The 25,596-nt window shown below is 71.1% G+C and carries 22 protein-coding genes; 19 read left to right on the top strand and 3 right to left on the bottom strand.

Going from position 1 to position 25,596, the window contains the following annotated elements; all coding sequences use genetic code 11:
• Positions 1-73: 73 nt before the first annotated feature.
• Complete coding sequence (locus ABUL08_RS10035) at positions 74-1,696, bottom strand: endo-1,4-beta-xylanase (protein WP_350936761.1); 1,623 nt, start codon at positions 1,694-1,696, stop codon at positions 74-76.
• A gap of 282 nt (positions 1,697-1,978) precedes the next feature.
• On the opposite strand from ABUL08_RS10035, the gene uxaC reads away from it, so the two are divergent.
• The 3 genes from uxaC to manD are packed head-to-tail and all read left to right on the top strand — an operon-like array spanning position 1,979 to position 6,019.
• The gene (uxaC, locus tag ABUL08_RS10030; RefSeq protein ID WP_350936759.1) at positions 1,979-3,439 is read left to right on the top strand and encodes a glucuronate isomerase; all 1,461 of its coding nucleotides are present in this window, start codon (positions 1,979-1,981) and stop codon (positions 3,437-3,439) included.
• A gap of 14 nt (positions 3,440-3,453) precedes the next feature.
• Entirely contained in the window at positions 3,454-4,764 is a 1,311-nt protein-coding gene (locus ABUL08_RS10025; RefSeq protein WP_350936757.1) for a mannitol dehydrogenase family protein, read from the top strand.
• A gap of 10 nt (positions 4,765-4,774) precedes the next feature.
• Complete coding sequence (manD, locus tag ABUL08_RS10020; protein WP_350936755.1) at positions 4,775-6,019, top strand: D-mannonate dehydratase ManD; 1,245 nt, start codon at positions 4,775-4,777, stop codon at positions 6,017-6,019.
• On the opposite strand, the gene ABUL08_RS10015 is transcribed toward manD, so the two are convergent.
• Positions 6,002-7,027, bottom strand: coding sequence for a LacI family DNA-binding transcriptional regulator (locus ABUL08_RS10015; protein WP_350936753.1), 1,026 nt, complete (start codon positions 7,025-7,027; stop codon positions 6,002-6,004). The genes manD and ABUL08_RS10015 overlap by 18 nt on opposite strands.
• Positions 7,028-7,239: 212 nt before the next feature.
• On the opposite strand from ABUL08_RS10015, the gene ABUL08_RS10010 reads away from it, so the two are divergent.
• Genes ABUL08_RS10010 through ABUL08_RS09980 form a run of 7 tightly spaced genes read left to right on the top strand, consistent with a single transcriptional unit; the run spans position 7,240 to position 13,849 of the window.
• Positions 7,240-8,562 (top strand): ABC transporter substrate-binding protein, encoded by a 1,323-nt coding sequence (locus ABUL08_RS10010; RefSeq protein ID WP_350936751.1) that lies wholly within the window; start codon positions 7,240-7,242, stop codon positions 8,560-8,562.
• Entirely contained in the window at positions 8,563-9,540 is a 978-nt protein-coding gene (locus tag ABUL08_RS10005; RefSeq protein ID WP_350936749.1) for a carbohydrate ABC transporter permease, read from the top strand. It begins immediately after the preceding gene.
• Positions 9,537-10,391 carry a carbohydrate ABC transporter permease gene (locus ABUL08_RS10000; RefSeq protein ID WP_350936747.1) on the top strand — a complete coding sequence of 285 codons (855 nt, stop codon included), beginning with the start codon at positions 9,537-9,539 and terminating at the stop codon, positions 10,389-10,391. The genes ABUL08_RS10005 and ABUL08_RS10000 overlap by 4 nt, the downstream gene beginning before the upstream one ends.
• Positions 10,388-11,221 (top strand): sugar phosphate isomerase/epimerase family protein, encoded by an 834-nt coding sequence (locus ABUL08_RS09995; RefSeq protein WP_350936745.1) that lies wholly within the window; start codon positions 10,388-10,390, stop codon positions 11,219-11,221. The genes ABUL08_RS10000 and ABUL08_RS09995 overlap by 4 nt, the downstream gene beginning before the upstream one ends.
• Positions 11,218-12,393, top strand: coding sequence for a Gfo/Idh/MocA family protein (locus ABUL08_RS09990; protein WP_350936743.1), 1,176 nt, complete (start codon positions 11,218-11,220; stop codon positions 12,391-12,393). The genes ABUL08_RS09995 and ABUL08_RS09990 overlap by 4 nt, the downstream gene beginning before the upstream one ends.
• The gene (locus ABUL08_RS09985; protein ID WP_350936741.1) at positions 12,390-13,250 is read left to right on the top strand and encodes a sugar phosphate isomerase/epimerase family protein; all 861 of its coding nucleotides are present in this window, start codon (positions 12,390-12,392) and stop codon (positions 13,248-13,250) included. Before ABUL08_RS09990 ends, ABUL08_RS09985 begins: the two co-directional genes overlap by 4 nt.
• Positions 13,250-13,849, top strand: a complete 600-nt coding sequence (locus ABUL08_RS09980) for a gluconokinase (RefSeq protein ID WP_350936740.1) — start codon at positions 13,250-13,252, stop codon at positions 13,847-13,849. The genes ABUL08_RS09985 and ABUL08_RS09980 overlap by 1 nt, the downstream gene beginning before the upstream one ends.
• Before the next feature lie 61 nt (positions 13,850-13,910).
• On the opposite strand, the gene ABUL08_RS09975 is transcribed toward ABUL08_RS09980, so the two are convergent.
• Positions 13,911-14,501 carry a mycothiol-dependent nitroreductase Rv2466c family protein gene (locus ABUL08_RS09975; RefSeq protein ID WP_377522708.1) on the bottom strand — a complete coding sequence of 197 codons (591 nt, stop codon included), beginning with the start codon at positions 14,499-14,501 and terminating at the stop codon, positions 13,911-13,913.
• Positions 14,502-14,576: 75 nt separating this feature from the next.
• Here ABUL08_RS09975 and ABUL08_RS09970 point away from each other — a divergent pair, with 75 nt between their 5' ends.
• The 9 genes from ABUL08_RS09970 (at position 14,577) to ABUL08_RS09930 (ending at position 25,416) form a co-directional block, all read left to right on the top strand.
• Complete coding sequence (locus ABUL08_RS09970; RefSeq protein ID WP_350936738.1) at positions 14,577-15,068, top strand: MarR family winged helix-turn-helix transcriptional regulator; 492 nt, start codon at positions 14,577-14,579, stop codon at positions 15,066-15,068.
• 326 nt (positions 15,069-15,394) lie between these two features.
• Positions 15,395-17,074, top strand: a complete 1,680-nt coding sequence (locus tag ABUL08_RS09965) for a serine hydrolase (RefSeq protein ID WP_350936736.1) — start codon at positions 15,395-15,397, stop codon at positions 17,072-17,074.
• 1,242 nt (positions 17,075-18,316) lie between these two features.
• Positions 18,317-19,003 carry a YeeE/YedE family protein gene (locus ABUL08_RS09960; RefSeq protein WP_350936734.1) on the top strand — a complete coding sequence of 229 codons (687 nt, stop codon included), beginning with the start codon at positions 18,317-18,319 and terminating at the stop codon, positions 19,001-19,003.
• The gene (locus tag ABUL08_RS09955) at positions 19,003-19,419 is read left to right on the top strand and encodes a YeeE/YedE thiosulfate transporter family protein (RefSeq protein WP_350936732.1); all 417 of its coding nucleotides are present in this window, start codon (positions 19,003-19,005) and stop codon (positions 19,417-19,419) included. The genes ABUL08_RS09960 and ABUL08_RS09955 overlap by 1 nt, the downstream gene beginning before the upstream one ends.
• 187 nt (positions 19,420-19,606) lie before the next feature.
• On the top strand, positions 19,607-20,554 hold the full coding sequence (locus tag ABUL08_RS09950; protein WP_350936730.1) for an SDR family NAD(P)-dependent oxidoreductase: 948 nt from the start codon (positions 19,607-19,609) through the stop codon (positions 20,552-20,554).
• Between the two features lie 485 nt (positions 20,555-21,039).
• Positions 21,040-22,143: a DUF2267 domain-containing protein gene (locus ABUL08_RS09945; protein WP_350936729.1), complete on the top strand. Its 1,104-nt coding sequence runs from the start codon at positions 21,040-21,042 to the stop codon at positions 22,141-22,143.
• A gap of 359 nt (positions 22,144-22,502) precedes the next feature.
• Positions 22,503-23,423 (top strand): SRPBCC family protein, encoded by a 921-nt coding sequence (locus ABUL08_RS09940; RefSeq protein ID WP_350936727.1) that lies wholly within the window; start codon positions 22,503-22,505, stop codon positions 23,421-23,423.
• Positions 23,420-24,595: a zinc-dependent alcohol dehydrogenase gene (locus tag ABUL08_RS09935; RefSeq protein WP_350936724.1), complete on the top strand. Its 1,176-nt coding sequence runs from the start codon at positions 23,420-23,422 to the stop codon at positions 24,593-24,595. The genes ABUL08_RS09940 and ABUL08_RS09935 overlap by 4 nt, the downstream gene beginning before the upstream one ends.
• 188 nt (positions 24,596-24,783) lie before the next feature.
• Positions 24,784-25,416: a TMEM175 family protein gene (locus tag ABUL08_RS09930; protein ID WP_350936722.1), complete on the top strand. Its 633-nt coding sequence runs from the start codon at positions 24,784-24,786 to the stop codon at positions 25,414-25,416.
• Positions 25,417-25,596: the final 180 nt, after the last annotated feature.

The raw sequence follows: 25,596 nt of genomic DNA, 5'->3' as shown, positions 1-25,596 counted from the left end.
ACCCGGCGACGGGGACGAGCCGACCGCCGGGGAGCGGGCTCCCCGGCGGCCGGTCCGTCACCACGTACGCGGGTCAGCGCGGCGCGTTCGCCGCGACGCACTCGCCCTCGTTGGTGTACTTCTCGACGAAGTACACCCAGCCGCCGTTCTTGCACTGGTCCCACATGGTGATCTTGGGCTCCTTGGGGAGCCGGGTGGGATCCACGACGCCCCAGTACGCCGGCTTGGCCTGCAGGTCGTCGTCGAAGAACCGCGGCGCCTCGGCCCGCTTCATCGGCCAGCCGCGCAGCCAGGTCTGGGCGTCGTAGATGCCCCACGTCGTGACCGACACCAGGTCGTCGGCGTGCGCGGAGAAGACCTCGTACAGCCGCTTGTAGTAGTAGCCCTGCTGGACGAGCAGATCGTCGCTCACCGTCGGCAGCGCCAGGTCACGGGAGCTCACGCCCACGTCGAGTTCGGTGATGGCCTGGTCGATGCCCAGGGTGGCGAACAGGTTGAGGGCGTCGTCGACCTGCTTCGGGGTGGGGTTGAACATCGTCAGGTGCATCTGGTGGCCGATGCCGCTCACCGGAACCCCGCGGGCGATCAGGTCCTTGAGCATGTTGTAGACCGGGACGGCCTTGAAGGTGAACTCGGTCTCGTAGTCGTTGTAGTAGAGCTTCGCCGTGGGCACGGCGGCATGGGCGTACTCGAACGCCTTCGCGATGTAGTCGGGGCCGAGGATCTCGTACCAGCGGGAGTGGCGGTAGCCGTCGGCCTGCTTGGTGTCGATGGCTTCGTTGACGATGTCCCAGACCGGGATGTCGTCGCCGTAGCGCTGCATGACCGTCGTGATGTGGGTCTTCATGCGGTTCAGCAGGATCTGCTGGTCCGCCGGGCTGTTGGTGAGCGGTGCGCCGGTCACCGGGTGGTTGAAGAGCCAGCCGGGCACGCCCTGGTGCCAGACGAAGGTGTGGCCACGCACCATCATGCCGTTGGCCTTGGCGTACGCGACCAGGCGGTCGGAGTCGGCCCAGCTGTACTTGCCCTCGGTGGGCTCGACGTTGGACCACTTCATCTGGTACTCGGCGGTGATCGAGTTGAAGTGCTTGCCGAGCAGTTCGGACACCGGCCCGGTGAGGTGGGGCGTCTTGACCGCGGCACCGATGAGGAACTTGCCCTGGTAGACGTCCTTGAGGCTCGGGATGTCCTGCTGCACCGGAGGCGGCGGCGGCAGCTGCGTCAGCGTCACGTCGTCGACGTGGTAGTCGAGCCCCGCGTCACCCTCGATCTTGAAGCGGTAGCTCGTGAAGGACGGCGGGAGCGTGATCGTCGCGGCGATCTCGGTCCAGCCGGCGTCGGTCACCGACGCCGCGCCGAGGCTGGCGTACTGCGTGCCGTCGGTGATCGAGGTGGTGTTGAGGCGGCCGGAGCCCTCGCCGGCGGCCAGCCGCAGCCAGACCGAGAGGCGGTAGCGCTCGCCGGGCTTGACGGCGTCGGTGAGGGTGCGCGAGGCGCCCATGTAGGTGGCGGTGCGGCCGGTGACCAGCAGGCTCTTCGTGCCGGTACGCGCCTGGGCCGCGCTGACCGCGATGGTCTCGGCGCCCGCGGCGGGAGCCCAGCCCGCCGTGCTGCCGGTTTCGAACGTGTCGTTGACGACGACGCTCTCGGCGGTCGTCTCGGCATGGGCCGCCACCGCGGGTCCGGCCAGCGCCATCGCCAGAACGAGGACCCCTGCTGCGGGGATCCTTCTCCGAATTAAGGACATCGATTCCTCCGATTCCCGGGCTTCCATGGATCAGAAACCGGTTTCTGGGGCGACAGTCAAACACCGGCCCGGTACCCCGGCAAGAAGGTGTGCGGGTTTGCCACCGCGTTTGCCATCGATGTCCGGTGGCCGTCCCGGCGAGTTTGGCAAACGATGGCAAACGGTTGCCTCGCCGTCCGCGACGCCACTAGCTTCGCGTGGGTAGCACATCCCTGCGGGAGGAACAACGCTGTGACGACGCACCACGACCTGCCCGCGATTGCCGACCCGGATCGGTTGTTCCCGGCTGACCCGGCCACCCGGGCCGTGGCCCGGGAGCTGTTCGCGCTGGTGGAGAACGCACCGATCCTGTCGCCACACGGCCATGTGGATCCGCGGCTGCTCGCCGACGATGTTCCCTTCACGGACGCCGCGACGCTGCTCGTCACGCCCGACCACTACGTCACCCGGCTGTTGCACGCCAACGGGGTCGCGATGGACCGATTGCGGCTGTCGGCGGACACCTCCCCACGGGACGTCTGGCGGGCCTTCTGCGCGGGCTGGCCCGCCTTCGCCGGCACCGCCTCCGGCTACTGGATCGCCTGCGAGCTGCACCACGTCCTCGGTGTGGGACAGCCGTCGGAGAAGCACGCCGACGCGCTCTTCGACGAGATCGCCGAGGTGTTGGCGGACCCGGACCACCGGCCCCGCAGCCTCTTCCGTCGCTTCGGGATCGACGTGCTGGCGACGACGGACGACCCCCTCGATCCACTCGACACCCACGCCCGACTCGCCGCGGCCGAGGACGGCGCCGGCGGCCCCGGGGCGCCGCTCGGCGGCCGGGTGATCCCGACCTTCCGGCCGGACCGCTACCTGGCGGCCGGCACCCCCGACTGGTCGGCGGCCGTCGACGAGCTGATCGCCGTCGCCGGTGAGGGGCACACCGGGTACGCCGGCTACCTCACCGCCCTGGCCAACCGGCGGGCGCACTTCGTCGCGCACGGCGCGGTCTCCGCCGACCACGGTGTCGCCACGCCCGAGACGCTGGACCTGGAGCCGGCGCGGGCGCGGGAACTCTTCGACCGGCTGCGCGTCGCCGAGGTCGCCGAGCGCGACCCGGCCGACGTGGCGGCCTTCGAACAGCACATGCTCGTGGAGATGGCGCGGATGTCGGTCGACGACGGCCTGGTGATGACCCTCCATCCCGGCATCCACCGCAACCACCACCCGGCGACCTTCGCCGCGTACGGACCGGACACCGGACACGACATCCCGGTCCGGACCGACTTCACCAGGGCGCTGCGGCCCCTGCTGTCCCGGTTCGGCACCGAACCCGGGTTCCACCTCGTCCTGTTCACCACCGACGAGACGACGTTCTCCCGGGAGCTGGCGCCGCTCGCCGGCTTCTACCCGTCGGTGTACCTCGGTGCGCCCTGGTGGTTCCTGGACAGCCCGTACGCGATCCGCAGGTTCCGCGAGGCGGTCACCGAGACGGCCGGTTTCACCCGCTCGTCGGGGTTCGTCGACGACACCCGGGCGTTCCTGTCCATCCCGGTGCGCCACGACGCGGCCCGACGGGTGGAGGCGGCCGTCCTCGCCCGGCTGGTCACCGAACACCGCATCACGCAGTCGCAGGCCGCCGGGATCATCGTCGACCTGGTCGACGCCGCACCCCGCCGCGTGTTCAAGCTTCCCCGCAGGCCCGGCGCATGACCGTACGGCGGGTCGTGCATCTCGGACTCGGCAACTTCCATCGCGCCCACCAGTGCTGGTGGACCGGGGCGGCGGCGGGTCCGGACGACGCGGAGGACTGGTCGGTCACCGCCTTCACCGGACGACGCCCGGACGCGGCCCACGCGCTGCGGGCGCAGGGCTGCCGCTACACGCTCGTCGAGCGGAGCGAACGGGGCGACCGCTACACCCTGGTCACCGCGATGGCGGGCGCGTACGACGGCGCGGACCTGGACGTCTTCCGGTCGGCCATGGCCGACCCGCGGACCGGCGTGGTGACGCTGACCGTGACGGAGGCGGGATACCAGCTGGGCGCCGGCGGCGAGCTGGATCTCGACCGGCCGGCGGTCGCCGCCGACCGGGCCGCGCTCGCCGCGCCCGACGGCGGGCCCGGACCCGCCACCACCCCGGGCCGCCTTCTGCTCGGCCTGCGGGAACGGCTCCGCGCCGACGCCGGCCCGCTGGCGATCGTCCCGTGCGACAACGTCACCGCCAACGGCCGGGCGCTGCGCCGCTCGCTGCTGACGCTCTCCGCGTCGCTGCCGGGAACGCGGCACGCCCGGCTGACGGAGTGGATCGAGTCCTCGGTCACCTTCGTGGACACCAGCGTCGACCGCATCACCCCCCGCACCACGGAGGCGGACCGGGTGGCCGTCCGCGCCGCGACCGGATTCGCCGACCGCTCGCCGGTGGTCACCGAACCGTTCCGCGACTGGGTGCTCGCCGGCGACTTCCCGGCCGGCCGTCCCGCCTGGGAACGCGCGGGGGCGCGCTTCGTCACCACGCTCGAACCATGGGAACGGCGAAAGCTCTGGCTGCTCAACGGCGCCCACTCACTGCTGGCGTACACAGGGATGGCGGCCGGACACCGGACGGTGGCGCAGGCGATCGCGGACCCGCGCCTGGCGGAGCTGACCCGGTGCTGGTGGGACGAGGTCGAGCCGCTGCTCGACGGCGCCGCCGGTGACGCGACGGCATACCGACAGGACCTCATGGTCCGGTTCGGCAACACGGCGATCGCCCACCAGCTGTCCCAGATCGCCGAGGACGGCCTGCACAAGCTGCGGCTGCGGGTGGCCGAACCGGCGCTGCTGCGCCGTCGGGCCGGCCTGCCGGCGGAGACCGCCGCCCACATCGTCGCGGCCTGGATCGACTTCACCCGTACCCCGGAGGGGGCGCGGCCCGGCACCGCGCCATCGCCGGGTGCCGGCCGGGACACCGCCGCCCACGTCGCCGCGCTCTCACCGGCTCTCGCCGACGACCGGACCTTCGTCGACGCCGTACGCCACCACCGCCGCCACCGATAGGACGACCATCATGACCATCGCCTTCGCCGAGGTACTCGTCGCCAGCCCCGGCCGGAACTTCGTCACCTTGCGGATCACCACCTCCGACGGCGTCACCGGGCTCGGCGACGCCACCGTCAACGGCCGCGAGCTCGCCGTCGCCGCCTACCTGACCGAGCACGTCGTCCCGCTGCTGATCGGCCGGGACGAGCAGCGGGTCGAGGACACCTGGCAGTACCTGTACCGGGGGGCGTACTGGCGTCGGGGCCCGATCACCATGGCGGCCATCGCCGCCGTCGACACCGCGCTGTGGGACATCAAGGCGAAGACCGCCGGGCTGCCGCTCTACCAGTTGCTCGGCGGCAAGAGCCGGACCGGCTGCCTGGCCTACGGTCACGCCTCGGGCAAGGAGCTGCCGGAGCTGTTCGACTCCGTCCGCGCCCACCTGGCCGAGGGCTACCGGGCGATCCGGATCCAGACCGGCATCCCCGGCCTCGACTCCGTCTACGGCGTCGCGTCCAGCGCCAACGCGGCGAGGGGGGCGGGGGAGTCCACCCGGTACGACCACGAGCCGGCCCGGCGCGGCGCGCTGCCTGTCGAGGAGCAGTGGGACACCCGGGCCTACCTGCGGCACGCCCCCGCGGTCTTCGAGGCGGTCCGCAACGAGTTCGGGCCGGAACTGCCGCTGCTGCACGACGCACACCACCGGCTCACCCCGATCCAGGCGGCGAAGCTGGGCCGGTCCCTCGAACCGTACGACCTGTTCTGGCTGGAGGACGTCACCCCTGCGGAGAACCAGGACGCGCTGCGCCTGGTCCGCCAGCACACCACCACACCGTTGGCGATCGGCGAGGTCTTCAACACCATCTGGGACTACCGGAAACTGATCGAGAACCAGCTCATCGACTACGTCCGCTCCCCGATCACGCACGCCGGGGGAGTGACCGGGCTGCGCCGGATCATGGACTACGCGGCGGTCTACCAGATCAAGTCAGGCGTGCACGGTCCGACCGACGTCTCCCCGGTCGGGCTCGCGGCGGCGCTGCACCTGGGCATCGCGCTGCACAACTTCGGCATCCAGGAGTACATGCGGCACGACCGTCGCACCGACGAGGTGTTCCGGCCGACGTACCGGTTCGTTGACGGTCTGCTGATCCCGGGCGACGAGCCGGGACTCGGGGTGGACTACGACGACGAGGTGGCCGGTGCCCACCCGTACGAGCAGGCGTACCTACCGGTCAACCGGTTGCTGGACGGTTCACTGCACGACTGGTGATCCCGAACGTGGGGCCGGCGGCCGGCGCTGCGGCGCCGGTCCGCTGGACTGCCGGACGGTCAGGTGCGTCGGCAGGATGACGGCGGGCCGGGCGCCCTTGCGCGCCGGGCTGTCCAGGTGCTCCAGCAGCATCGACACCGCGACCCGGCCGGCCCGCTCGATCGGCGCGGTGAGGGTGGTCAGCGGCGGATTGCAGAAGTCGGCCCCGAAGATGTCGTCGCAGCCCACCACGCTGATCTCACCGGGCACGTCGACGCCGCGTTCGGCCAGCCGGTCGAGGATGCCGATCGCGATCAGGTCGTTGAACGCGACGCATCCGGTCGCGCCGGTGTTCAACAGAGCGTCCGCCGCCGCCGTGCCGGAGGCGCGGGCCGACCCGAACGGGCCGATCCGCACCGCCGTCAGGCCGTGCCGGGTCATCGCGCCACGCATCGCCCGCCAGCGCGCCTCGTTGGCCCACGAGCTGGCCGGGCCGCCGACGTAGACGATCTGCTGGTGGCCCAGCGAGATCAGGTGTTCGGTGGCCTGCGCGACGCCGTCCGGACTGTCGATGACGACGCTGCGCACCCCGGGGACGTTGCGGTTGATGGTGATGACCGGCATCTCGGCGGCGATGACGCTGAGGGTCTCCTCGGGCAGGCGGGAGGCGGCCAGGACCACGCCGTCGACCGACCGGCGCACCTTGCCCAGCAGGTGGCTCTCCAGCTCCGGCGACTCCTCGGTGTCGACGAGCAGTTGGGCGTAGCCGGCCGCCCGGAGCTGGTGCTGGGTGCCGCGGATGATTCCGAAGTAGAACGGGTTCGTCACGTCGGAGACGAGGACGGCCACGGTCCCGGTCCGGCCCGAGGAGAGCGCCCGTGCCTGGGTGTTGGGCACGTAGTTCAACTGGCGGGCGGCGGCCTGGATGCGTTCCCGGGTCACCCGGCTGACCCGTTCCGGGCGGCTCAGTGCCCGCGACACCGTGGAGGCGGCGACGCCGGTCAGCGCCGCGATGTCGTTGATGGTCACGCGGCCGTCGCCGCGGGGGGACGGCGAGTCCGTTCCATGGTCGCTGCTGGAGGCCGGGCGATCGACGGTCATGCGCTCAGCAGATCACCGTTGGCAACATATGGCAAGCGATTGCCACCCCGTTTCGCGGTTGTTACGTTCCCTCCCACGCTGCACCTTCGTCCACTGCCTCGGCTTTCTTCCCCGCGCCTCCCACCACGTTAGGAATGCAGATGAGAGTCCTCCGCACCATCGTCGCGGCGACCCTGGTCGCCACCGTCGGCGTCCCGCTGTCCGCCTGCGGCTCCGATTCGGCCGCCGACGGCCCGAAAACGATCAACATGCTCGTCGGGGCCAACGCCATCTACTCCACCGAGCAGCAGAAGTGGTTCGCCGACGTCTCGGCGAAGTTCGAGAAGCTGGCCGGGGCGAAGGTGAACTTCGAGACCTTCGCCAGCCCCACCGACGAACTCACCAAGATCCAGACGTCGATGCTCTCCGGGCAGGGCCCGGACATCTACTCGCTGGGCACCACCTTCACGCCGACCGCCTACTCGACCGGCGCCTTCGTCAACCTCACCGCCGACGACTGGAACAAGATCGGCGGCCGGGACCGGTTCCTGCCCGCGACCCTGGGCATCTCCGGTCCGGACGCCGAGCACGAGGTCGGAATCCCGTTCGCCAGCCGTCCGTTCGTCATGGCGTACAACAAGGAACTGCTCGCCGCCGCGGGCATCGACAAGCCCGCCGACAGCTGGGACGGCCTGCTCCAGCAGGCCAAGAAGCTGACCAAGGACGGCCGGTACGGAATGGCGGTCGGCTACGGGGACACCTTCGACCCGTGGAAGTTCGTCTGGGCGATGAGCCTGCAGGCCGGCAACCCGCTCGTCGAGGACGGCAAGGCGCGGTTGACCGACCCGACGACGGTCAAGGCGTACCAGACCTACCTCGGCTGGCTGACCACCGACAAGGTCGTCGACCCGGCCGCGACCGGCTGGAAGAACGCGCAGGCGCTCGCCGCGTTCGGCGCCGGCAAGGCCGCCTTCATGCCGATGGTCTCCGCCACGTCGAGGGTCAACCTCGACAAGTCCGCGGTCGCCGGGAAGTACGGCTACGCGCTCATGCCGACGATCCCGCCGGGTGCCACCAGCCTGCCGGCCGGGGCAGTGGGCGCCACCAGCATCCTCTCCGGCGACAACCTGGTGATCGCCAAGTACAGCAAGAACAAGGACCTGGCGCTGCGGCTAGTGAACATGCTGACCAGCGCCGAGTCGCAGGAGGCCTACTACAAGACCTTCGGTGAGATGCCGACGAACGCCGAGCTGGCGAACAAGCTCGCCACCGACCCCGCGTTGTCGACCTTCGTGGAGTCCTCGTCGAAGGCACACGGCACCCCGTTCAACGGCGGCTGGAGCAAGGTGCAGCTCGCACTGGTCAACGTGGTCGTCCAGCTGGTGCCGGACCTCGCCGCCGGCAAGGTGGACGCCAAGAAGCTCGACGCCCTGCTCGCCAAGGCCCAGTCCGACGCACAGGCCGCACTCGACAAGGCCAAGTAGATGACCGTCACCGACTCCGTCACCACGGGCGCTCCGGGCACCGGCGATCTCCGCCGGCCCGGGGCGGCCCGCCCGGCGCCGCGCCGCCGCCCGCGCTCCACCGCCGGCACCGCCGCGGCGCTGTGGCTGCTCGCACCCGGCGGCCTGCTCACCGTGGCCGTCATCGTGGTGCCGTTCACCGTCGCGATCATCATGTCGCTGCTCGACCTGGACCAGTACTCGTTCCGGCAGTGGCTCTCCGCGCCCTTCATCGGCCTGGGCAACTACGCCGAGGCGCTGACCCGCACAGGGCTGCTGCACGCCGTCTGGGTGAGCGGATCCGCAGCGGTCATCGCGACGCTCCTCGCGCTGCCGGTGGGGGTGGCCGCCGCGCTGACCACGCACCTGCCGTTCCGGGGACGGGCCGTCGTCCGGTCGCTGTACCTCATCCCGTACGTGCTGCCCGCCTTCGTCGTCGGCATCATCTGGCGGATCATCCTCCAGCCCGACGGCGTCGCCAACCACGGCCTCGCGCAGCTGGGTGTCGATGGTGGGCTCTGGCTCAACGGGCCGAAGAGCTACCTCGCCCTGATCCTCGTGCAGGTCTGGTCGTCCTGGCCGCTGATCTACCTGCTGGCGCTCTCCGGCCTGCAGGGCATCGAGGGCAGCCTGCACGAGGCCGCCGCCCTCGACGGCGCGGAATGGGCGGCGAAACTGCGGTACGTGGTCCTTCCACTGCTGCGCGGACCGATCTCGCTCGCCCTGATCATCTCGCTGCTGCACATGTTCAACAGCTTCACCCTGCCCTTCGTGATGTTCGGCGTGCCGGCACCCCAGGACGTGGAGGTGCTGCCCGTGCTGACGTACGTGGAGAGCTTCCAGAACCTGCGATTCGGCCTGAGCGCGGCGATGGCCGTGATCTCACTGGTGCTGATCCTGGTGCCGCTGCTGGTCTATCTGCGCACGGTGAAACTCGACACCGAGGAGGCCTCGGCATGACCACGGTGCAGCGGCTGCTGCCGCGACCACTGCACATCACCCTGACGGTGCTCCTGCTGGCGGGCATCGCCGCCCCCGTCGGCTACGTCTTCCTGGCCTCGGTCAACTCCGACCTGGCCGTCGCCGCCGGTGGCTTCTGGCCGGAGCAGGTCAGCTTCACCAACTACGACCGGATCTGGTCGACGGTCCCGCTCGCCAGAGGGCTGGCGAACAGTCTGATCGTCGCCGGCTCGGTGGCGGTGTCCTGCGCGGTGGTCGCCGTCTTCTCGGCCTACGTGCTGGTGCGGTACGCCTTCCGGGGCCGGCGTACGATCCTGCGCGCGCTGCTCGGCATGCAGTCGATTCCCGGGACGCTGCTGCTCCTGCCCGTCTTCGTGCTCTTCGCGACGATCGGGAACACGCTGGGGGTGGCGACCATCGGCACCCGCTGGTCGCTCTTCGTCACCTACCTCACCTTCGGGCTGCCGTTCTCCACCTGGATCATGGTCACCTACCTGCGAGGGCTGCCCGGCGAACTCATGGAGGCGGCGCGCATCGACGGCGCCGGCACCTGGCAGGTCCTGACCCGCATCGTCATCCCGCTGAGCTGGCCGGGCCTCGTCGTCGCGGCCATCTTCGCCTTCCTGCTCGGCTGGAACGACGTGCTGTTCGCCTCCGTCATGACCAACGTGGACACCCGGACCGCGGCCGTCGTGCTCCAGGTCTTCGGCTCCGGGCAGGAGGGTGGCGCCGTGCCGCCGTACGGGCAGGCGATGGCAGCCGCGCTCATCTGCGCGCTCCCCGTCGTCACGCTCTACCTCGGCTTCCAGCGCTACATCGTCGGCGGCCTCACCGCGGGAGGCGTGAAGTGACCGCATGGACCCTGACCGGATTCGGTGACGAGATCGACCCCGACCCGGGTGTGCAGCTCGCCGTGCTCAGCGCCCTCGGCGCCCGCCACATCGAGGTGCGCAGCGCCTGGCGTACCAACGTCGTGGAGCTGAGCGACGAGCAGCTCGACGCCCTGGCGGCGGCGATCGACGGGCGCGACATGGCGGTCTCGGCGATCGCCTCACCGGTGGGCAAGGTCGACGTGACGACCGAGGACGGCGGGGAACTGGTACGACTGCGCGCCGCCGTGGCCGCCGCCCACCGGCTGGGCAGCCGGTACATCCGGATCTTCTCGTTCTACCGTCCGGCGGAGCTGACCGCGGCGGAGATCCGCGACGCCGTGCTGACCCGGATGCGCGCCTTCGCGGACCTCGCCGAGAGCGCCGACGTCGTGCTGGTGCACGAGAACGAGAAGGACATCTACGGGGACGTGCCGGAGCGGGTCGCCGACATCGTCGAGTCGGTCGGCTCGCCGGCGCTCCGCGTCGCCTGGGACAACGCCAACTTCGTGCAGGTCGGCGTGCGGCCGTACGACGACGGGTACGCGCTGCTGCGCCCACATCTGGAATACCTCCAGGTCAAGGACGCGGTCATGGCCACCGGGACGGTCGTGCCGGCCGGGCACGGCGACGGACAACTGGTCCGGACGCTCACGGCGCTGCGCGACGACGGCTACACCGGCTTCGCCTCTCTCGAACCGCACCTCACCAGCCAGCACGAACTGGGCGGGTTCTCCGGACCTGCCGAGTTCGGCCGGGCGGCACGCGCCTTCACGGACCTCACCACCTCGATAGGAGTACGACTGCAATGACCGGACTCAGCGTCGTCATCGCGGGCAGCGGCGTCATCGCCCGCACCCACGCGGACGCGATCCTGCGCCACCCCGCGCTGCGCATCGCCGCGCTCGCCGACCCGGACCCCCGCGCGAACGAGGACCTCGCCACCTGGATCGCCGAGCAGGGCGCCCCGGCGCCGGAGCTCTTCGGCTCGCTCGGCGAGGCCCTCGGAGCCGTCGCGGCCGACCTCGTCGCGATCTGCACGCCCAGCGGCTCGCACGCCGATCTCGCCGCCGAGGCGCTGGCGGCGGGCGCGCACGTGCTCGTCGAGAAGCCGCTCGACGCCTCCCTGCCCGCCGCACGCCGGATCGCCGACGTCGCCGCCCGCGCCGAGGCGGCCGGTCAACTCTGCGCGGTGGTCTGTCAGCACCGGTTCGACCCGGCGAGCGTCGCGGTCGCCACCCGGGTGCGGAACGGCGACTTCGGCCGGCTCACCTCGGCGGTCGCCAGCGTCCCGTGGTGGCGTGGACAGCAGTACTACGACTCGGCGGGCTGGCGCGGCACCTGGGAACAGGATGGCGGCGGGGCGACCATGAACCAGGGCGTGCACACCGTCGACCTGCTGCTCTGGCTGCTCGGCGACCCGGAGGAGGTGTTCGCCTACACCGGTGTGCTCGCCCACGACGGCATCGAGGTGGAGGACGTCGCCGTGGCGACGGTCCGGTTCGCCAGCGGTGCGCTCGCCGTGCTGCACGCCACGACCGCGGCGTACCCCAGCCTCGGGGTGCGGCTGCAGGTGCACGGCTCGCAGGGCTCCGCGGTGATTCACGACGACCAGTTGGAGTACCTGCACGTGGCCGGTGGCCCCGACTCCTCGGCCTACGCCCACGAGGCGGACCAGTCCGCCGACGCCGTGCCGTCGTCGGAACTGCGCGGCGCGGTCAAGCCCGACGACGCCTTCGTCATCGGACATCTGCGGCAGTACCAGGACACGGTCGACGCGATCACCGCGGGCCGGCGTCCCGGCGTCACCGCGGCGGACGCGCTGCTCGACGTCGCCGTGGTGAAGGCGGTCTACCTCTCGGCCCACCTGCACCGCCCGGTGCGGATCCGGGCCGTGCTCGACGGTGAGTTCGACGACGTCCTCGTCGAGTTGGAGAAGACGGCCACCGCGGCGGCCCTCGTCCCGGCGCGGGCCACCCGATGAGGTATTCGGTCTTCACCGCCTCCACCCCCGACTGGACGCCGGAGGAGACGGTCGCTCAGCTCGCGGCGCAGGGCTGGGACGGTGTCGAATGGCGGATCACCGACCAGAAGCCGGCCGAGCCGCCCGGGTTCTGGGCCGGCAACCGGGCCACCTTCCCCCTCACCGGCCTGGAGTACGAGCTGCTCCGGATCGCGGAGATCACCCGCGCCGCCGGCCTGGCGATGTCCGGGCTCGGCGGCTACGTGCCGGCGTCGGATCACGCCAACGTCGAACGCATGCTCGCCGCGACGGCCACGCTCGGCGCCGAACGGGTGCGGGTCACCATGCCGGCCCTGACCGGCGGCGACTACCGGGAACTGTTCGACGCCACCCGTCGGGACCTGGCCCGGGTCGCCGACCGGGCCGCCGAGCACGGGGTGACCGCGCTGGTCGAGCTGCACCACGGGACGATCGCCGCGTCCGCCTCGGCGGCGGTACGGCTGCTCGACGGGCTCGACCCGCAGCACGTCGGCGTGATCCACGACATCGGCAACCTCATGATCGAGGGCTTCGAGGATCCGCTGGCAGCCTTCCAACTGCTCGGCCCGTACCTCGCTCACGTGCACGTCAAGAACGTCGCCTGGATGGTGACGGGCTCCCGGCCGGACGGCGGCCCGCGCTGGTCGGCCGAGTGGGTGCCGCTGCGCGAGGGGCAGGGCGACATCGAGGCGTACCTGGTCGCGCTGCGCCGGTTCGGGTACGACGGGTGGATCACGGTGGAGGACTTCTCCACCGTGACGCCGCTCGCCGAGCGGACCCGGGACAACCTGTCGTACCTGCGGGAACTGGATCGGCGGAGCACCGGGCGCGGAGAGTGATGAGCGGCCCGTCGAGTCTGCGACCCGCTGCGGCCGCCGGTGTGGACCCGGCCGGATCCGACCCGGTCCTCGCCAGGTCCCGGGTCGTGATCCTGGCCGGGGTATCCGGCAGCGGCAAGTCTGTCGTCGGGGCGGCGCTCGCGGGGACGCTCGGCCTGCCGTTCGCCGACGGTGACGCCTTCCACCCGCCGCGGAACGTGGCGAAGATGTCGGCCGGCCAGCCACTCACCGACACCGACCGGTGGCCGTGGCTGGACGCGATCGGCACGCTGATCGACCAGTGGCGGGCGACCGGTCAGGGCGGTGTGGTGGCCTGCTCGGCACTGCGGCGGGTCTACCGGGACCGGCTCTCGGCCGGGCGCCCCGAGGTGGTGTTCGCGTTCCTGGACGTGCCGTGGGCTGTGCTGGTGCACCGGGTCGCGAACCGGACCGGGCATTTCATGCCCACCTCGTTGCTGGCGAGCCAGCTTGCCGCCCTCGAGCCACCGCACGTCGGTGAGCCGACCGTACGAGTGCTGGTCGGCGAACGGACCACGGTGCAGGAGCAGGTGACGGCGATCGTCACGGGGATCGCGGGTACCGGCGGTGCGGTGGTGTGACGGACCGGGTCTGGCTGGGGTCCGACCGGTTGCCGGCGGTGGGGACGGCGGTGCGGCCGGGCTAGGCGAAGCTGAGCCCCTCGGCCCGGGCCCGCTTGAGTTCGGAGAACGCCCGGCAGCCGGCGAGCAGGCGGGCTCCGTCGAAGACCCGGAGGGCTTCCTCACCGCGGGGGATGGAGGTGAGCACGGGGCCGAAGAAGGCCACGCCGTCGACCACGACGGTCGGGGTGCCGAGCTCCTCGCCGACGAGGTGCCGGGCCTTGGTGGTGCCGGCCCGCATCTGCGGGTCGAAGTCGCTGCGGTGGGCGGCGTCAGCGAGGTCGGCGGGCAGGCCGGCTTCGGCCAGCGCCGCCGGCACGACGGTGCCGAAGTCCTTGTCGCCCTCGTCGTGGATGCGGCGGCCGAGCGCCCGGTAGAGGCGGGCGAGGGCCGCCGGGCCGTGGTGCACGGCGGCCGCCACGCAGACCCGCGCCGGCCCCCACGCCCGATCGTTGAAGGCGCGGTACCAGGGCTCCAGCTCGCGGTCCTCGTTGAGGACCGCGAGGCTCATCACGTCGAACCGCAGGTCGATCGGACGCAGCCGGCCGACCTCCATGAGCCAGCGGGAGGTGATCCAGGCGAACGGGCAGGACGGGTCCACGTAGGCCGTCACCAGCGGGACCGACGTACGATCAAGGTTATCTTCCACGGAAGAGAAGTTATCTTCCACGGAAGGTAAAGTGCAAGCGTGAATGAGGACCGCATCGCCGGCATCGTCGCCCAGTGGCGTCGTGAACGTCCTGACCTCGATCCCGACCCGTTGCTGATCATCGGGCGGATCCAGTGGCTGGCCGAGGCGTTCGACGCGGCTCTGCGGCCGCCGTTCGCCGAGGCGGAGCTGGGCAACGGCGAGTTCGACGTGCTCGCGGCACTGCGCCGGGAAGGCACGCCGTACACGCTCACGCCCGGGCAGTTGAGCCAACGGATGCTCGTCACCACCGGGGCGGTGACCAAGCGGGTGGACCGTCTCGTCGCCCGGGACCTCGTCTCGCGGGCGGTCTCCGACAGCGACGCCCGGGGCAGGGTGGTGGGGCTGACCCCGGCCGGCGTCGCGTTGACCGACCGCCTCATCGAGCAGCATCTGGCCAACGAGGCGGCCATCCTCCGCGACCTGTCCGAGACCGACCGCCGGGCGCTCGAGCGCCTGCTGGCGACGCTGACCCGGGGGGTACGTCCCTAGTTTCCGCCGCCGGACGGCCGCGATGTCGAACGAACGCCGCCCGCCATCGTCGCCTCCGCGCCTGGCCGTCGTGGTGCTGGACGCCCGGCTGGCCGCCGACATCGCGTACGCCACTGGGCTGTCGCCGCGGTCAGGCGTCGACTGCGGCATGCGGGGCGGTCGATCCCGGCGATCACCGGCGGCGCCCGGCACGCGACAGGCTGCCCGCCCCGACGGCGGCCGAGGGTACGGCGGCGGCGCGTGCTCACGGCACGTAACCTCGGAAACTGTCCATTTCGGATCAGCTCCAGTAGGGTCCGCCTGGTTGATCAACGGGAGGCGGACACATGGCACGGAGCTCGGTCAGCAGGAGGACGTTCGGCAAGCTCGTCGGCGCGACGGGTGCCGGGGTGGCCGGAGCAGGGACCCTGCTCGGTACACCGGCACACGCCGCGGGATGGGTCACCACCGGCACGCCGGTGTCCGCGTTGAGCAGTTTCGACGACACGATGATGACCTTCATGCAGGCGCGGGGGATCACCGCCGGGCAGCTCGCGGTGACGTACAACGGCCGGCTGGTGCTGGCCCGGGGCTACGCCAACAACTCGACGGAGACGGTCCAACCGACGTCGCTGTTCCGGATCGCCAGCCTCACCAAGTCCCTCACGGCGACCGCGATCCTCCGGCTGGTGCAGGACGGGCTGGTCGGCCTCGACGATCCGATCACCTCGTTGCTGAGCTTCATCCCACCGGCCGGGCAGTCCGTGGACCCGAGGCTGTCGCAGGTGACCCTGCGGCGGCTGCTCCAACACCTCGGCGGCTGGGACCGCAACCTCACGTTCGACCCGCTCGCCGGGGATGCCGTCATCGCGCAGGCGCTGGGCGTGCCCATGGAGCTGCGCCGGGAGGACATCCTGCGGTACATGTCCGGCCAGCCGTTGCAGCACGACCCCGGCAGCACCGTGTCGTACAGCAACTACGGCTACTTCCTCGCCGGTCGGGTCATCGAGAAGGTCACCGGCCTGCCCTACGAGACGTACGTCAAGCAGAAGCTCCTGGCGCCGCTGGGCATCACCCGGATGACCCACGGGAGTTCCGTCGCGCGGCTCGCCAGTGAAGTGAGCTACCGGTCGCAGTACAGCGGACCGACGGCCCTGGACAACTCGGGAACGATTGTCCCGTCGCCGTACGGCACCTTCAGCATGAACCTGCACGACGCCAACGGTGGATGGCTCGCCTCGGCGGTCGACCTGGTTCGCTGGTCCACCATGCTCGACGGGGCCGGCGGCCTGCTCACCAGCACGTCGCTGGCCAAGGTGACGGCGGTGCCCGCGACCGGTGTCAATGACAGCGGCTGGTACTACGGCCTGGGCTGGGCGGTACGCCCGTTCAGCACCAGCACCGGCACGAAGTACAACCTCTGGCACACCGGAAGCCTCCCCGGCACGTACAGCCTGCTCGTGAAGAGCTACCAGGGGATGAGTTGGGCGGTGCTGTTCAACCAGCGCGACGACCCGTCCGGGCTCTCGTACGCTGACATCGACAGCGCCCTGTGGACCGCCGCCGGCAAGGTGACCAGCTGGCCGACGAACAACCTCTGGTCGACGTACTTCGGCCCGTGGAGCACCGTCGTGGACAACACCACGTCCGGGCGGTTCACCGCGAGCACCACCTGGGCCGTCGCCTCGACGCTCGCCGGCCGGTACGGCACCAGCTACCGCCGAGCCCGGCCGGTCGCCGCCAGCGACGTCGCCTGGTACAAGGTGAACATCCCGGAGACCGGCACCTACCGGGTCGAGGTCTGGTACCCGGCGTCAAGCGGGAACAACGCGGCCACCCCGTACCTCGTGGCGACCTCCACGGGCAGCAAGAGCGTCTACGTGGACCAGCGGAGCAACGGCGGAGCGTGGCGCTCGCTGGGGACCTTCACCCTCACGGCCGGTGACGCCAACAAGGTCGGCGTGAGCCGCTGGGCCTCGGGGACGGGCTACGTGGTCGCCGACGCCGTCCGCATCACCCGGGTCTGAGCGGCACGTTCGGCTCCGGCCCGGGGCAGGAGGCCCCGGCGGTCCGAACCCGGCGGACGCGTACCCGCGCCCGGGACCCGCGACGTGCGCAGGGTCCCGGGCAGGGGTGCCCAGCTCCGCCCCGGATCCGTCCTTGGGAGGCGGCGCGGTCACGGATCGCCGCCAGCTCGTCCGGGTCGTCGCGCAGGAGGTCGTGCCCGCCGGGCAGGTCGTGCGTGGTCCCACCGGGGTCGCCACTCAGCTTCTGGTAGGTCGTGGTGAACGGGGGCCGGCCGCCCAGCCGGTGGTGTACACGTGGTGTCGGCGCTCGACGTGCCCGAGGCCCCCGGCGAACCGGCGTGGCTGGGGCAGTGAGGCGATTGGCATCCCGCTCCTACCGACCTCGAACATCGGCGGTCCAGCGGCGCACCGCGCTCTCGTCCGTCGCCTTCCTGGGCAGCGGTTTGGGCGGCAAGTGCCGGACGATGCCGTCGCGTCCCGTGCTGCGTCGGGTCGAGCCGGTCGACGCCCGCGTCCCATGGTGACCGTCCGCCCCCCGGCCGGTCGGGGCGCCGCACCCGTCACGCCAGAAGCATCGACCACCGTCGCTGTTGCATTTCGCGCCCGGCCGACGATCTTCTTCACGAGTGCTGTCACACCTCAAGGGAGCATCGTGTGTCAACCATCCGGAAACCCGGCGCGGCCGTCGACGAGCACCGTGCCCACCGACGCGCCGACGAGCCCGTGGCTGCGGCGGGCGCAGGCAGCAGCAGGCCACCCCGTCCGGCAGCCGTCCCCGACCACGGCCGGACGCCGGCCGCCCGGGACTGACATGGGCTGCCTGCACACCCGGAACTGTCCGATCTTCCCGCTGCTCAACGCCAGTCTGAGTGCCTGGCGCGACCACTACTGCGACAGTGCCAACGGCTGGCAGGAGTGTGCCCGGTACCGGTTGTCCCGGTCGGGTGAGCTGGTGCCGATCACGCTGCTGCCGAACGGGGCGGACGCCCTGCATCTCAGGGGCATCCCGCGGGTCGGCGAGTTCGGCGGGGGACGGCCGGAGCGGGTCACCCCGTCGCGGTTCGAGCCCCCGCCACCGCCACCGCCACCGGCACCGTCAACCGGGCACCCTCCGGCGCCACCGCCTGCCTGGGGCGCTGCACCTCGGCCCGGGGATCCCCGCCGGCAGGGACCAGGGTCACCGGCACCGGTCCCGCCTCACCCGCAGACCGCAGGATTCCGCACGGCGCCCCGGCGACGCCGGTGGTGGACCCGACTCGCAGATTGGATCTCAAGTCCCGCATGAGCGACTACTGGCCCTGGTGGGCGGGGGCTGCCGGACTCGCCCTCACCACCGTCAACTATGCCGTCACCACCGATCGGAGCTTCGGAGTCTCCGGCGCGTGGGACCGCGTCCTGCACTGGCGCACCGAACGCCGGGTGGAACGCCTCAACGCCCGGGTCACCGACGACCAGGTCCTCGTCGAGGCACTCGCCGCGGCCACCGTCGCTCAGTTCGGCACCGCCGCGCCCGCACCGGCCGGTGGGCGGAACCCGCACCCGGTGGCGCGGCCGGTGCAGCCCGACGCTCCGGCGTCGGCACCGTCGACGGCCGGCCTCTTGCCGGCGCCGTTGCTCAGCCAGGCCGCCCTGCTGCTGTCGATCTTCCTCGGCGGCTGGGTGGCGGCGGTCGTCTCGGGACGGTTCCAGCTGCGCCTCGACATGGGCGACGGCTTCCGGCAGGTCGTGACCGATGATCCGGTCGGCATGGTCGCCGCGTTGTTCGTCGGCGGCGTGCTCGTCGGCTTCGGCACCCGCCTGGCCGGAGGCTGCAGCAGCGGTCACGGCCTCAACGGCTGCGGTCGGCTGCAACCGGTCAGCCTCGTCGCGACCGCGGTGTTCTTCGGCACCGCCGTCCTCGTGTCGTTCCTGCTGTGGAAGGTGATCTGATGCGTACCCGAGGCGCCCTGCTCGTCGCCAACATCATCACCGGGCTGGCCCTCGGCTACACGGTCGCGAACCTCGGCTTCGGCGACTACGCCGAGCTCAACCGGATGTTCACCTTCCAGGATCTGCGCATGTTCCTGGCCTTCGCCGGGGCCGTCGCGATCATCGTGGTGGCGTTCGCGGTGCTGCGGGTCCGTCGTACGGCGGGGCGTCTGCACGCGGGCGTGATTCCCGGCGCGGTGCTGTTCGGCACCGGGTGGGCGCTCTCGGGCGGCTGCCCGGCGATCCCGATCATCCAGGTGGCCGGCGGCTACCTCCCTGCCGTGGTCACGATCGCCGGCATCGTCGTCGGCGTCAAGCTCTCCCGCTGGGCGAACACCAGGTACTTCCACCTCGACAGCGGCTCCTGCACTCGGTGACGAGCGCGGCTCAGCCGGGGCGATCGGCGCGGCGGTGCAGTGCCAGGGCCGCCGCGCCGTACCCACCCGCTCGTCGTACGAGCGCCGACGGGTGGCGCATCCCACCAGGAGAACCGGGAACCCGGCTGTCACTCGTCGAGCGGATGACAGTGTGTGTCGTAAGCGCATCCGAGTGTTGGGAGCAGCCATGGCAGAGCGGATCACCACCCCCTTCGGGTTCGCCTCGACCGCCGACGAGGTCATCGCCGGGGTGGACCTGACCGGCAAGCGGGCCATCGTCACCGGCGGCGCCGCCGGCATCGGCGTGGAGACCGCCCGGACGTTGGCCGCCGCCGGCGCCCAGGTGGTCCTCGGGGTACGCCGGGTCGCGGCGGGCGAGCGGGCCGCGGCCGACATCGCGGCCGGCATCGGCGCGGACCGGGTCACCGTCCGTGAGCTGGACCTCGCCGACCAGGGTTCGGTACGTGGGTTCGTCGCCGGCTGGGACCAGCCGCTGGACATCCTGGTCAACAACGCGGGGATCATGGCACTGCCCGAGCTGGAACGCACCGCCGAGGGCTGGGAGATGCAGTTCGCCACCAACTTCATGGGCCACTTCGCGCTGACCGTCGGCCTGCACGACGCGCTCGCCGCGGCCGGTGGCGCGCGGGTGGTGTCGGTCAGCTCCAGCGGCAACCTCTTCTCCCCGGTCGTCTTCGACGACCTGCACTTCGCGTTCCGGCCGTACGACCCGTTGCTGGCGTACGGGCAGTCCAAGAGCGCCGAGGCGTTGCTGGCCGTCGAGGTGACCCGCCGCTGGTCCGGCGAGGGCATCTTGTCCAACGCGCTGAACCCGGGTGCGATCGCCACCGGCCTGCAGAGGCACACCGGCGGGTTGAAGTCCCCGAAGGAGATGCACAAGACGCCGCAGCAGGGGGCCGCGACCTCGGTGCTGCTCGCCGCGTCCCCGTTGCTCGACGGCGTGGGTGGCCGCTACTTCGAGGACTGCACCGAGGCGCCGGTGGTCACCGAGCGACCCGCCGACTACGCCGGCGTCGCGGCGTACGCGGTCGACCCGGGCAACGCCGAGCGGCTCTGGAACGTCGCGTCGGACCTGATGGCGACCGGTGCGAGGAAGTCGGGCGGGACCCGATGACCGCCCGGCATGCGGACCGGTAGGAGCCCGTCGTCGGTGGCCCCGATCCTCGGCCCACCCCCTCGGACCGGGTCATGGTTCACCACGTGCCGAAGCGTCAAACGGGTGAGCGGTGCGGCACGGAGACGGCGGATCAGCTGCGCCGGAACGAGAGGGAAGACAGGTCGCCTGCTCCGACCTCGTGTCCGGAACTCACGCCGGCCCGACGACAGGCGAAGCTACGCCACCGGTTCGGTCATGGCGGTGTGCGCGCCCGGGGACCGGTCGTCCATCGGTGGGCAGCGGTCTCCGCCCTCGCCTAGGGTGGGGTGGCCGACTCGGTCGCGCTTGGCGCCAGCTCCGTCGTGGCCGTTGCGCCGGCCGAGAGTGGCGAGAGACCTCCCTGCCGAGACCGGAGGGAGCGCCGTGACGACCGTCGAGGGCTCCTGACAGGCCCACTGGTGGCGGTGGACGGCGACGAGCCCGGCTACAGGTGAGGACCACCGATGACCCACAGCGAAGAGCACCGCCGAGAGATCGTCGTCGGACTGTTGGCGACCCCGCCCGACCACCCGGCCCGGGTGGCCGCGCGGCTTACCGCCGAACTGGCCGCCCGACTCTCCGCGCGGGTGGACGCGAACGTGCGGTGGACCGTTCTGGAAGGGTGGGGTGAGGTGGCGCCGCGCCGCGACGGTGGCGTTGAGGCGCTGCTCGACGACGTTGCCCAACGGCGCACCGACGACCGGTGGGACGTCGCGATCTGCCTGACCGACCTGCCGCTGCACACCGAGGGGGTGCCGCTGGTCGCGCAGACCTCCGCGCGGCGCCGGGTTGCGATGCTCTCCCTGCCCGCGCTGGGACTGCAGCAGCTGCGAGCAACCCGCGGGGCCGTGCCGGACATGGTGAGCCGACTCCTCACCGACGCCTCCGACCAGCGGGTACCGGCGGCGGGTTGGGTGCCGGCCGAGATGGTAGGCCGGATCACGGCCGTCCACAGGGTGGTCGGTGAGGCCGGGGAGGTGGGCTACCTCGGGTCACCGCTGATCGGCCGGGTGCGGCTGTTGGTCGGCATGGTCCGGGCCAACCGACCCGGACGTGCCCTGCTGGGCCTGTCCAAGCTGCTGGTCGGCGCCTTCGGCACGGCCGCGTTCGCGCTCACCACGGACACCATCTGGCAGATGGGCGATGCCCTCGGCGGACTTCGGCTCGCCGTGATCATGTTACTGGGGCTGACCGCGTTGGTGACCTGGCTGATCGTCGCCCACGACCTGTGGGAGAAACCGGACGGCGAGACACCGCGGGAGCTGGCTCGGCTGTTCAACCTGGGGACGACCCTCACCCTCACCCTGGCCACGGCGGTCTCCTACCTGGTCCTGTTCGCTGGAACGGTGCTCGTCGGGGCGCTGCTGATCGACACGTCCGTGCTGCAGCAGACCTTGCAGCGGCCGGTCGACTTCACCGACTACCTGACGCTCGCCTGGATCACCACGTCGCTCGCCACCGTCGGCGGCGCGATCGGCTCCGGGCTGGAGAACGAGGAGACGGTGCGGGCCGCCGCTTACGGCTACCACCCGGAACCCGGCGGCTGGCGGGACGAGAGGGACGGGTAGCCCCACCGTCGGCGGCTGGCCGGACGCAGGCCCGAGTCGCGACTGAACCGCCGGAGCACCCACCACGGATCGGCTCAGCCATGGCAGTCAGCTCTCGGCCGCCGGCGGCGGCAGTGACGATATGCCCCTCCGCGCGCCCTATTGAGCCGGCCGAGGCTGCAGTGTCAGCGGTCCATTGGCGGTTCAGGTGGTCTTCGGCGGGTATGCAGGCCTTACCAGTGCGCGGCCCCGATCGCCATGATCGGGACCTCGCAAGGTCTGCCCGGATGCGGAGGCTACCCGTGACTCGACTGGCTGTTCGAGAGGAAGCGAAAGCACGGCAGGAAGAGGTGCAGCGGAGGGGGCGCGGGCTCGGCTGGATGAGTCTCGGTCTGGGCGTGGCACAGCTGGCGGCGCCGGACACGGTGCGCCGGATCAGTGGCGTCGACGACTCCTCGACGTCTCGGGCGGTGGTGCCGCTCGTCGGGGCGCGGGAGTTGGTGCACGCGGCCGGGCTCCTGACGAGCCGGCGGAAGAACGTCTGGACGTGGACCCGCGTCGTGGGCGACGCGGTGGACCTGGCCTCGCTCGGAGTGGCCATCGCTCGTCGGGGCGGCCGCCGCCGGCGGCGGCTCCTTGGTGTCACCGGTGCCGTCCTCGGGATCACGGTGCTGGACGTACTGACCGCCGTGCAGGCCACTCGGGCGAAGGAGCGCGGCTCCGTGCCGGCGGTGCGGGGTACCCACAAAGGAGGACCCATGGAGCTGACAGCCACGACAACCGTCCGCAAACCCCCGTCGGAGGTCTACGCGTTCTGGCGTGATCTGGGCAATCTCCCGACGTTCATGGCTCATCTCCAGGAGGTCCGCACCACCGGTGACCGTACGAGCCACTGGGCCGCCACCGCTCCCTTCGGCAAGAACGTCGAGTGGGACGCCGAGATCGTCGACGAGGTCACCGGGGAGAAGATCGCGTGGCGGTCGGCCCGGAACGCGGATGTGCCGAACGCCGGCACGGTCTGGTTCGTGCCCGCACCGGACGGTGCCAGCACCGAGGTGCACGTCGTCCTGACCTACGACATTCCGGGCGGCGCGGTCGGCAAGGCGGTCGCGAGGTACTTCGGCGAGGAACCCCACCAGCAGCTCGACGACGACCTGCGGCGGCTCAAGCAGGTGCTGGAGACCGGCGAGGTGGTCCGGTCCGACGGCGCCCCGTGGGGCAAGCGGGCCCGCAAGGAGTTCCCGCAGCGTCCGGCGCAACCGCTGTCGGATGCCGAAATCGAGAAGGGAGCGGACGCGTGAGGGCGAACACCTGGGCGGGCCGCAACAAGGTCAAGGTTCGTGACGTACCGGACCCGAAGATCCTCAACAACCGCGACGCGATCGTCAAGATCACCTCCACCGCGATCTGCGGCTCCGACCTGCACCTGGTCGACGGGTACGTGCCCACCATGGAGGACGGCGACATCATGGGCCACGAGTTCATGGGCGAGGTGATCGAGGTCGGCTCAGGAGTGGCCGCGGACAAGCTGCGAGTCGGCGACCGCGTCGTCGTGCCGTTCCCGATCGCCTGCGGCGGGTGCGGCGCCTGCGCCGCCGAGCTGTACTCCTGCTGCGAGAACTCCAACCCCAACGCCGGGATCGCGGAGAAGATGTTCGGTCATCCGGTCGCCGGGATCTTCGGCTACTCGCATCTGACGGGCGGCTTCGCGGGCGGTCAGGCCCAGTACGCGCGCGTGCCGTTCGCCGACGTCGGCCCGCTGAAGATCGAATCGGACCTGAGCGACGAGCAGGTGCTGTTCCTCTCCGACATCCTGCCCACCGGCTACATGGGTGCCGAGATGTGCGACATCCAGTCCACCGACGTGGTGTCGGTGTGGGGTGCCGGCCCGGTCGGCCAGTTCGCCATGGACAGCGCCCGGGTGCTCGGTGCCGCGAAGGTCATCGCCATCGACAAGGAGCCGTACCGGTTGCAGATGGCGGAACGGGCGGGCCACACCACGATCAACTTCGACGAGGTCGACGTCCGGTCCCGGCTGCTGGAGCTGACCGGCGGGCGGGGACCGGACAAGTGCATCGACGCGGTCGGTATGGAGGCCAGCCACGGCGCCGCGCACATCCACGCCTACGACCGCATCAAGCAGGCCGTCCGGTCGGAGACCGAACGCCCCCACGCGCTGCGGCAGGCGATCATGTCGTGCCGCAGCGGCGGGATCGTGTCGGTGATCGGCGTGTACGGCGGCTTCCTCGACAAGTTCCCCGCCGGCGCCTGGATGAACCGGTCACTGACCCTGCGCACCGGGCAGTGCCACGTCCAGCGCTACATGAAGCCGTTGCTGCAACGCATCGAACGCGGCGAGATCGACCCGACCCGGGTCATCACCCACAGGCTGCCGCTCGACGAGGCCGAACGCGGCTTCGACATCTTCAAGAACAAGCAGGACCACTGCGAGAAGGTCGTCCTCAAACCCTGACGGCTCCACCCGCATCCGGTCGCCGCGCGGTGGCCGGATGCGGCGTCTGTCGGCAGCCGTCGGCCGTACTGATTCGTATTGCAGGCGGAGGGTGACCGACGGTGTTTGGCGCGGACGACCCCGGGTAGGTCCGCTCGGTGAGTGGGCCAGACACCGACCCGGGCACCCGGTCGGACACCAGCCGTGCCGTGGCGTTCAGCGACGCCATCTTCGCGATCATCATCACGCTGCTGGTCCTGGATCTCCGGCCGCCGGACGTCCCGCCCGGCCACCTCCTGTCCGGACTGCTCGGTCAGTGGCCGGCATACGTCGCGTATCTTGCGTCCTACTCGTACGTGGCGGTCGTCTGGCTCAACCACAAGGCAGCGTTCAACCGCATCCAGCAGACCGATCGCGGCCTGCACTGGATGAACCTGTTGGTGCTGTTCACCACGGCGCTGCTGCCGTTTCCGACCATCGTCGTGTCGCACGCCCTGCAGGAGCACGACAAGGCGGACCAGCGTGTGGCCATCGCCTTCTACGCGCTGATCGGCGCGTCGCTGTGCGCGACGTGGCTGGCGTTCTACCACTACCTGGCCCGCCGCCCGGACCTGCTGAAGGAGCAGGTCCGGCACGAGTTCTTCCGCATCGAGCGGATCCGGGCCCTCGCGGGGGTACTCCTGTACGCACTCGCGGGGGTGCTCGGTTACCTGGTGACGCCGCTGGTCGGTCTCGCCATCTTCCTTCTCCCGCCCGTGTTCTACGCCGTCACGAGCGCTGGCTTGTACCATTTTCGGTTCATCCGGCGGATCAGCCGCCGTGCTCCGCCATCAGCCGGCTGAGGGGGCGAGAACGGATCGCTCCTGGCAGGCGGGCGAGGGACCGTCAAGTTCCTGTGGAGCGACGTGCATGGGCAGGCGAGGGAGTGGTGGCCGATCCAGGAACGCCAGCCGTAGGTCGCACCTGGGCGTGCGGATGTGCCTGGGCGATGGTTGGTCGATCGAGCTCTCCGCCGGTTGGAC

It is taken from the genome of Micromonospora sp. CCTCC AA 2012012 (assembly GCF_040499845.1).
Taxonomy (GTDB): domain Bacteria; phylum Actinomycetota; class Actinomycetes; order Mycobacteriales; family Micromonosporaceae; genus Micromonospora; species Micromonospora mangrovi.
This window is presented reverse-complemented; position numbering and strand designations above follow the sequence as displayed.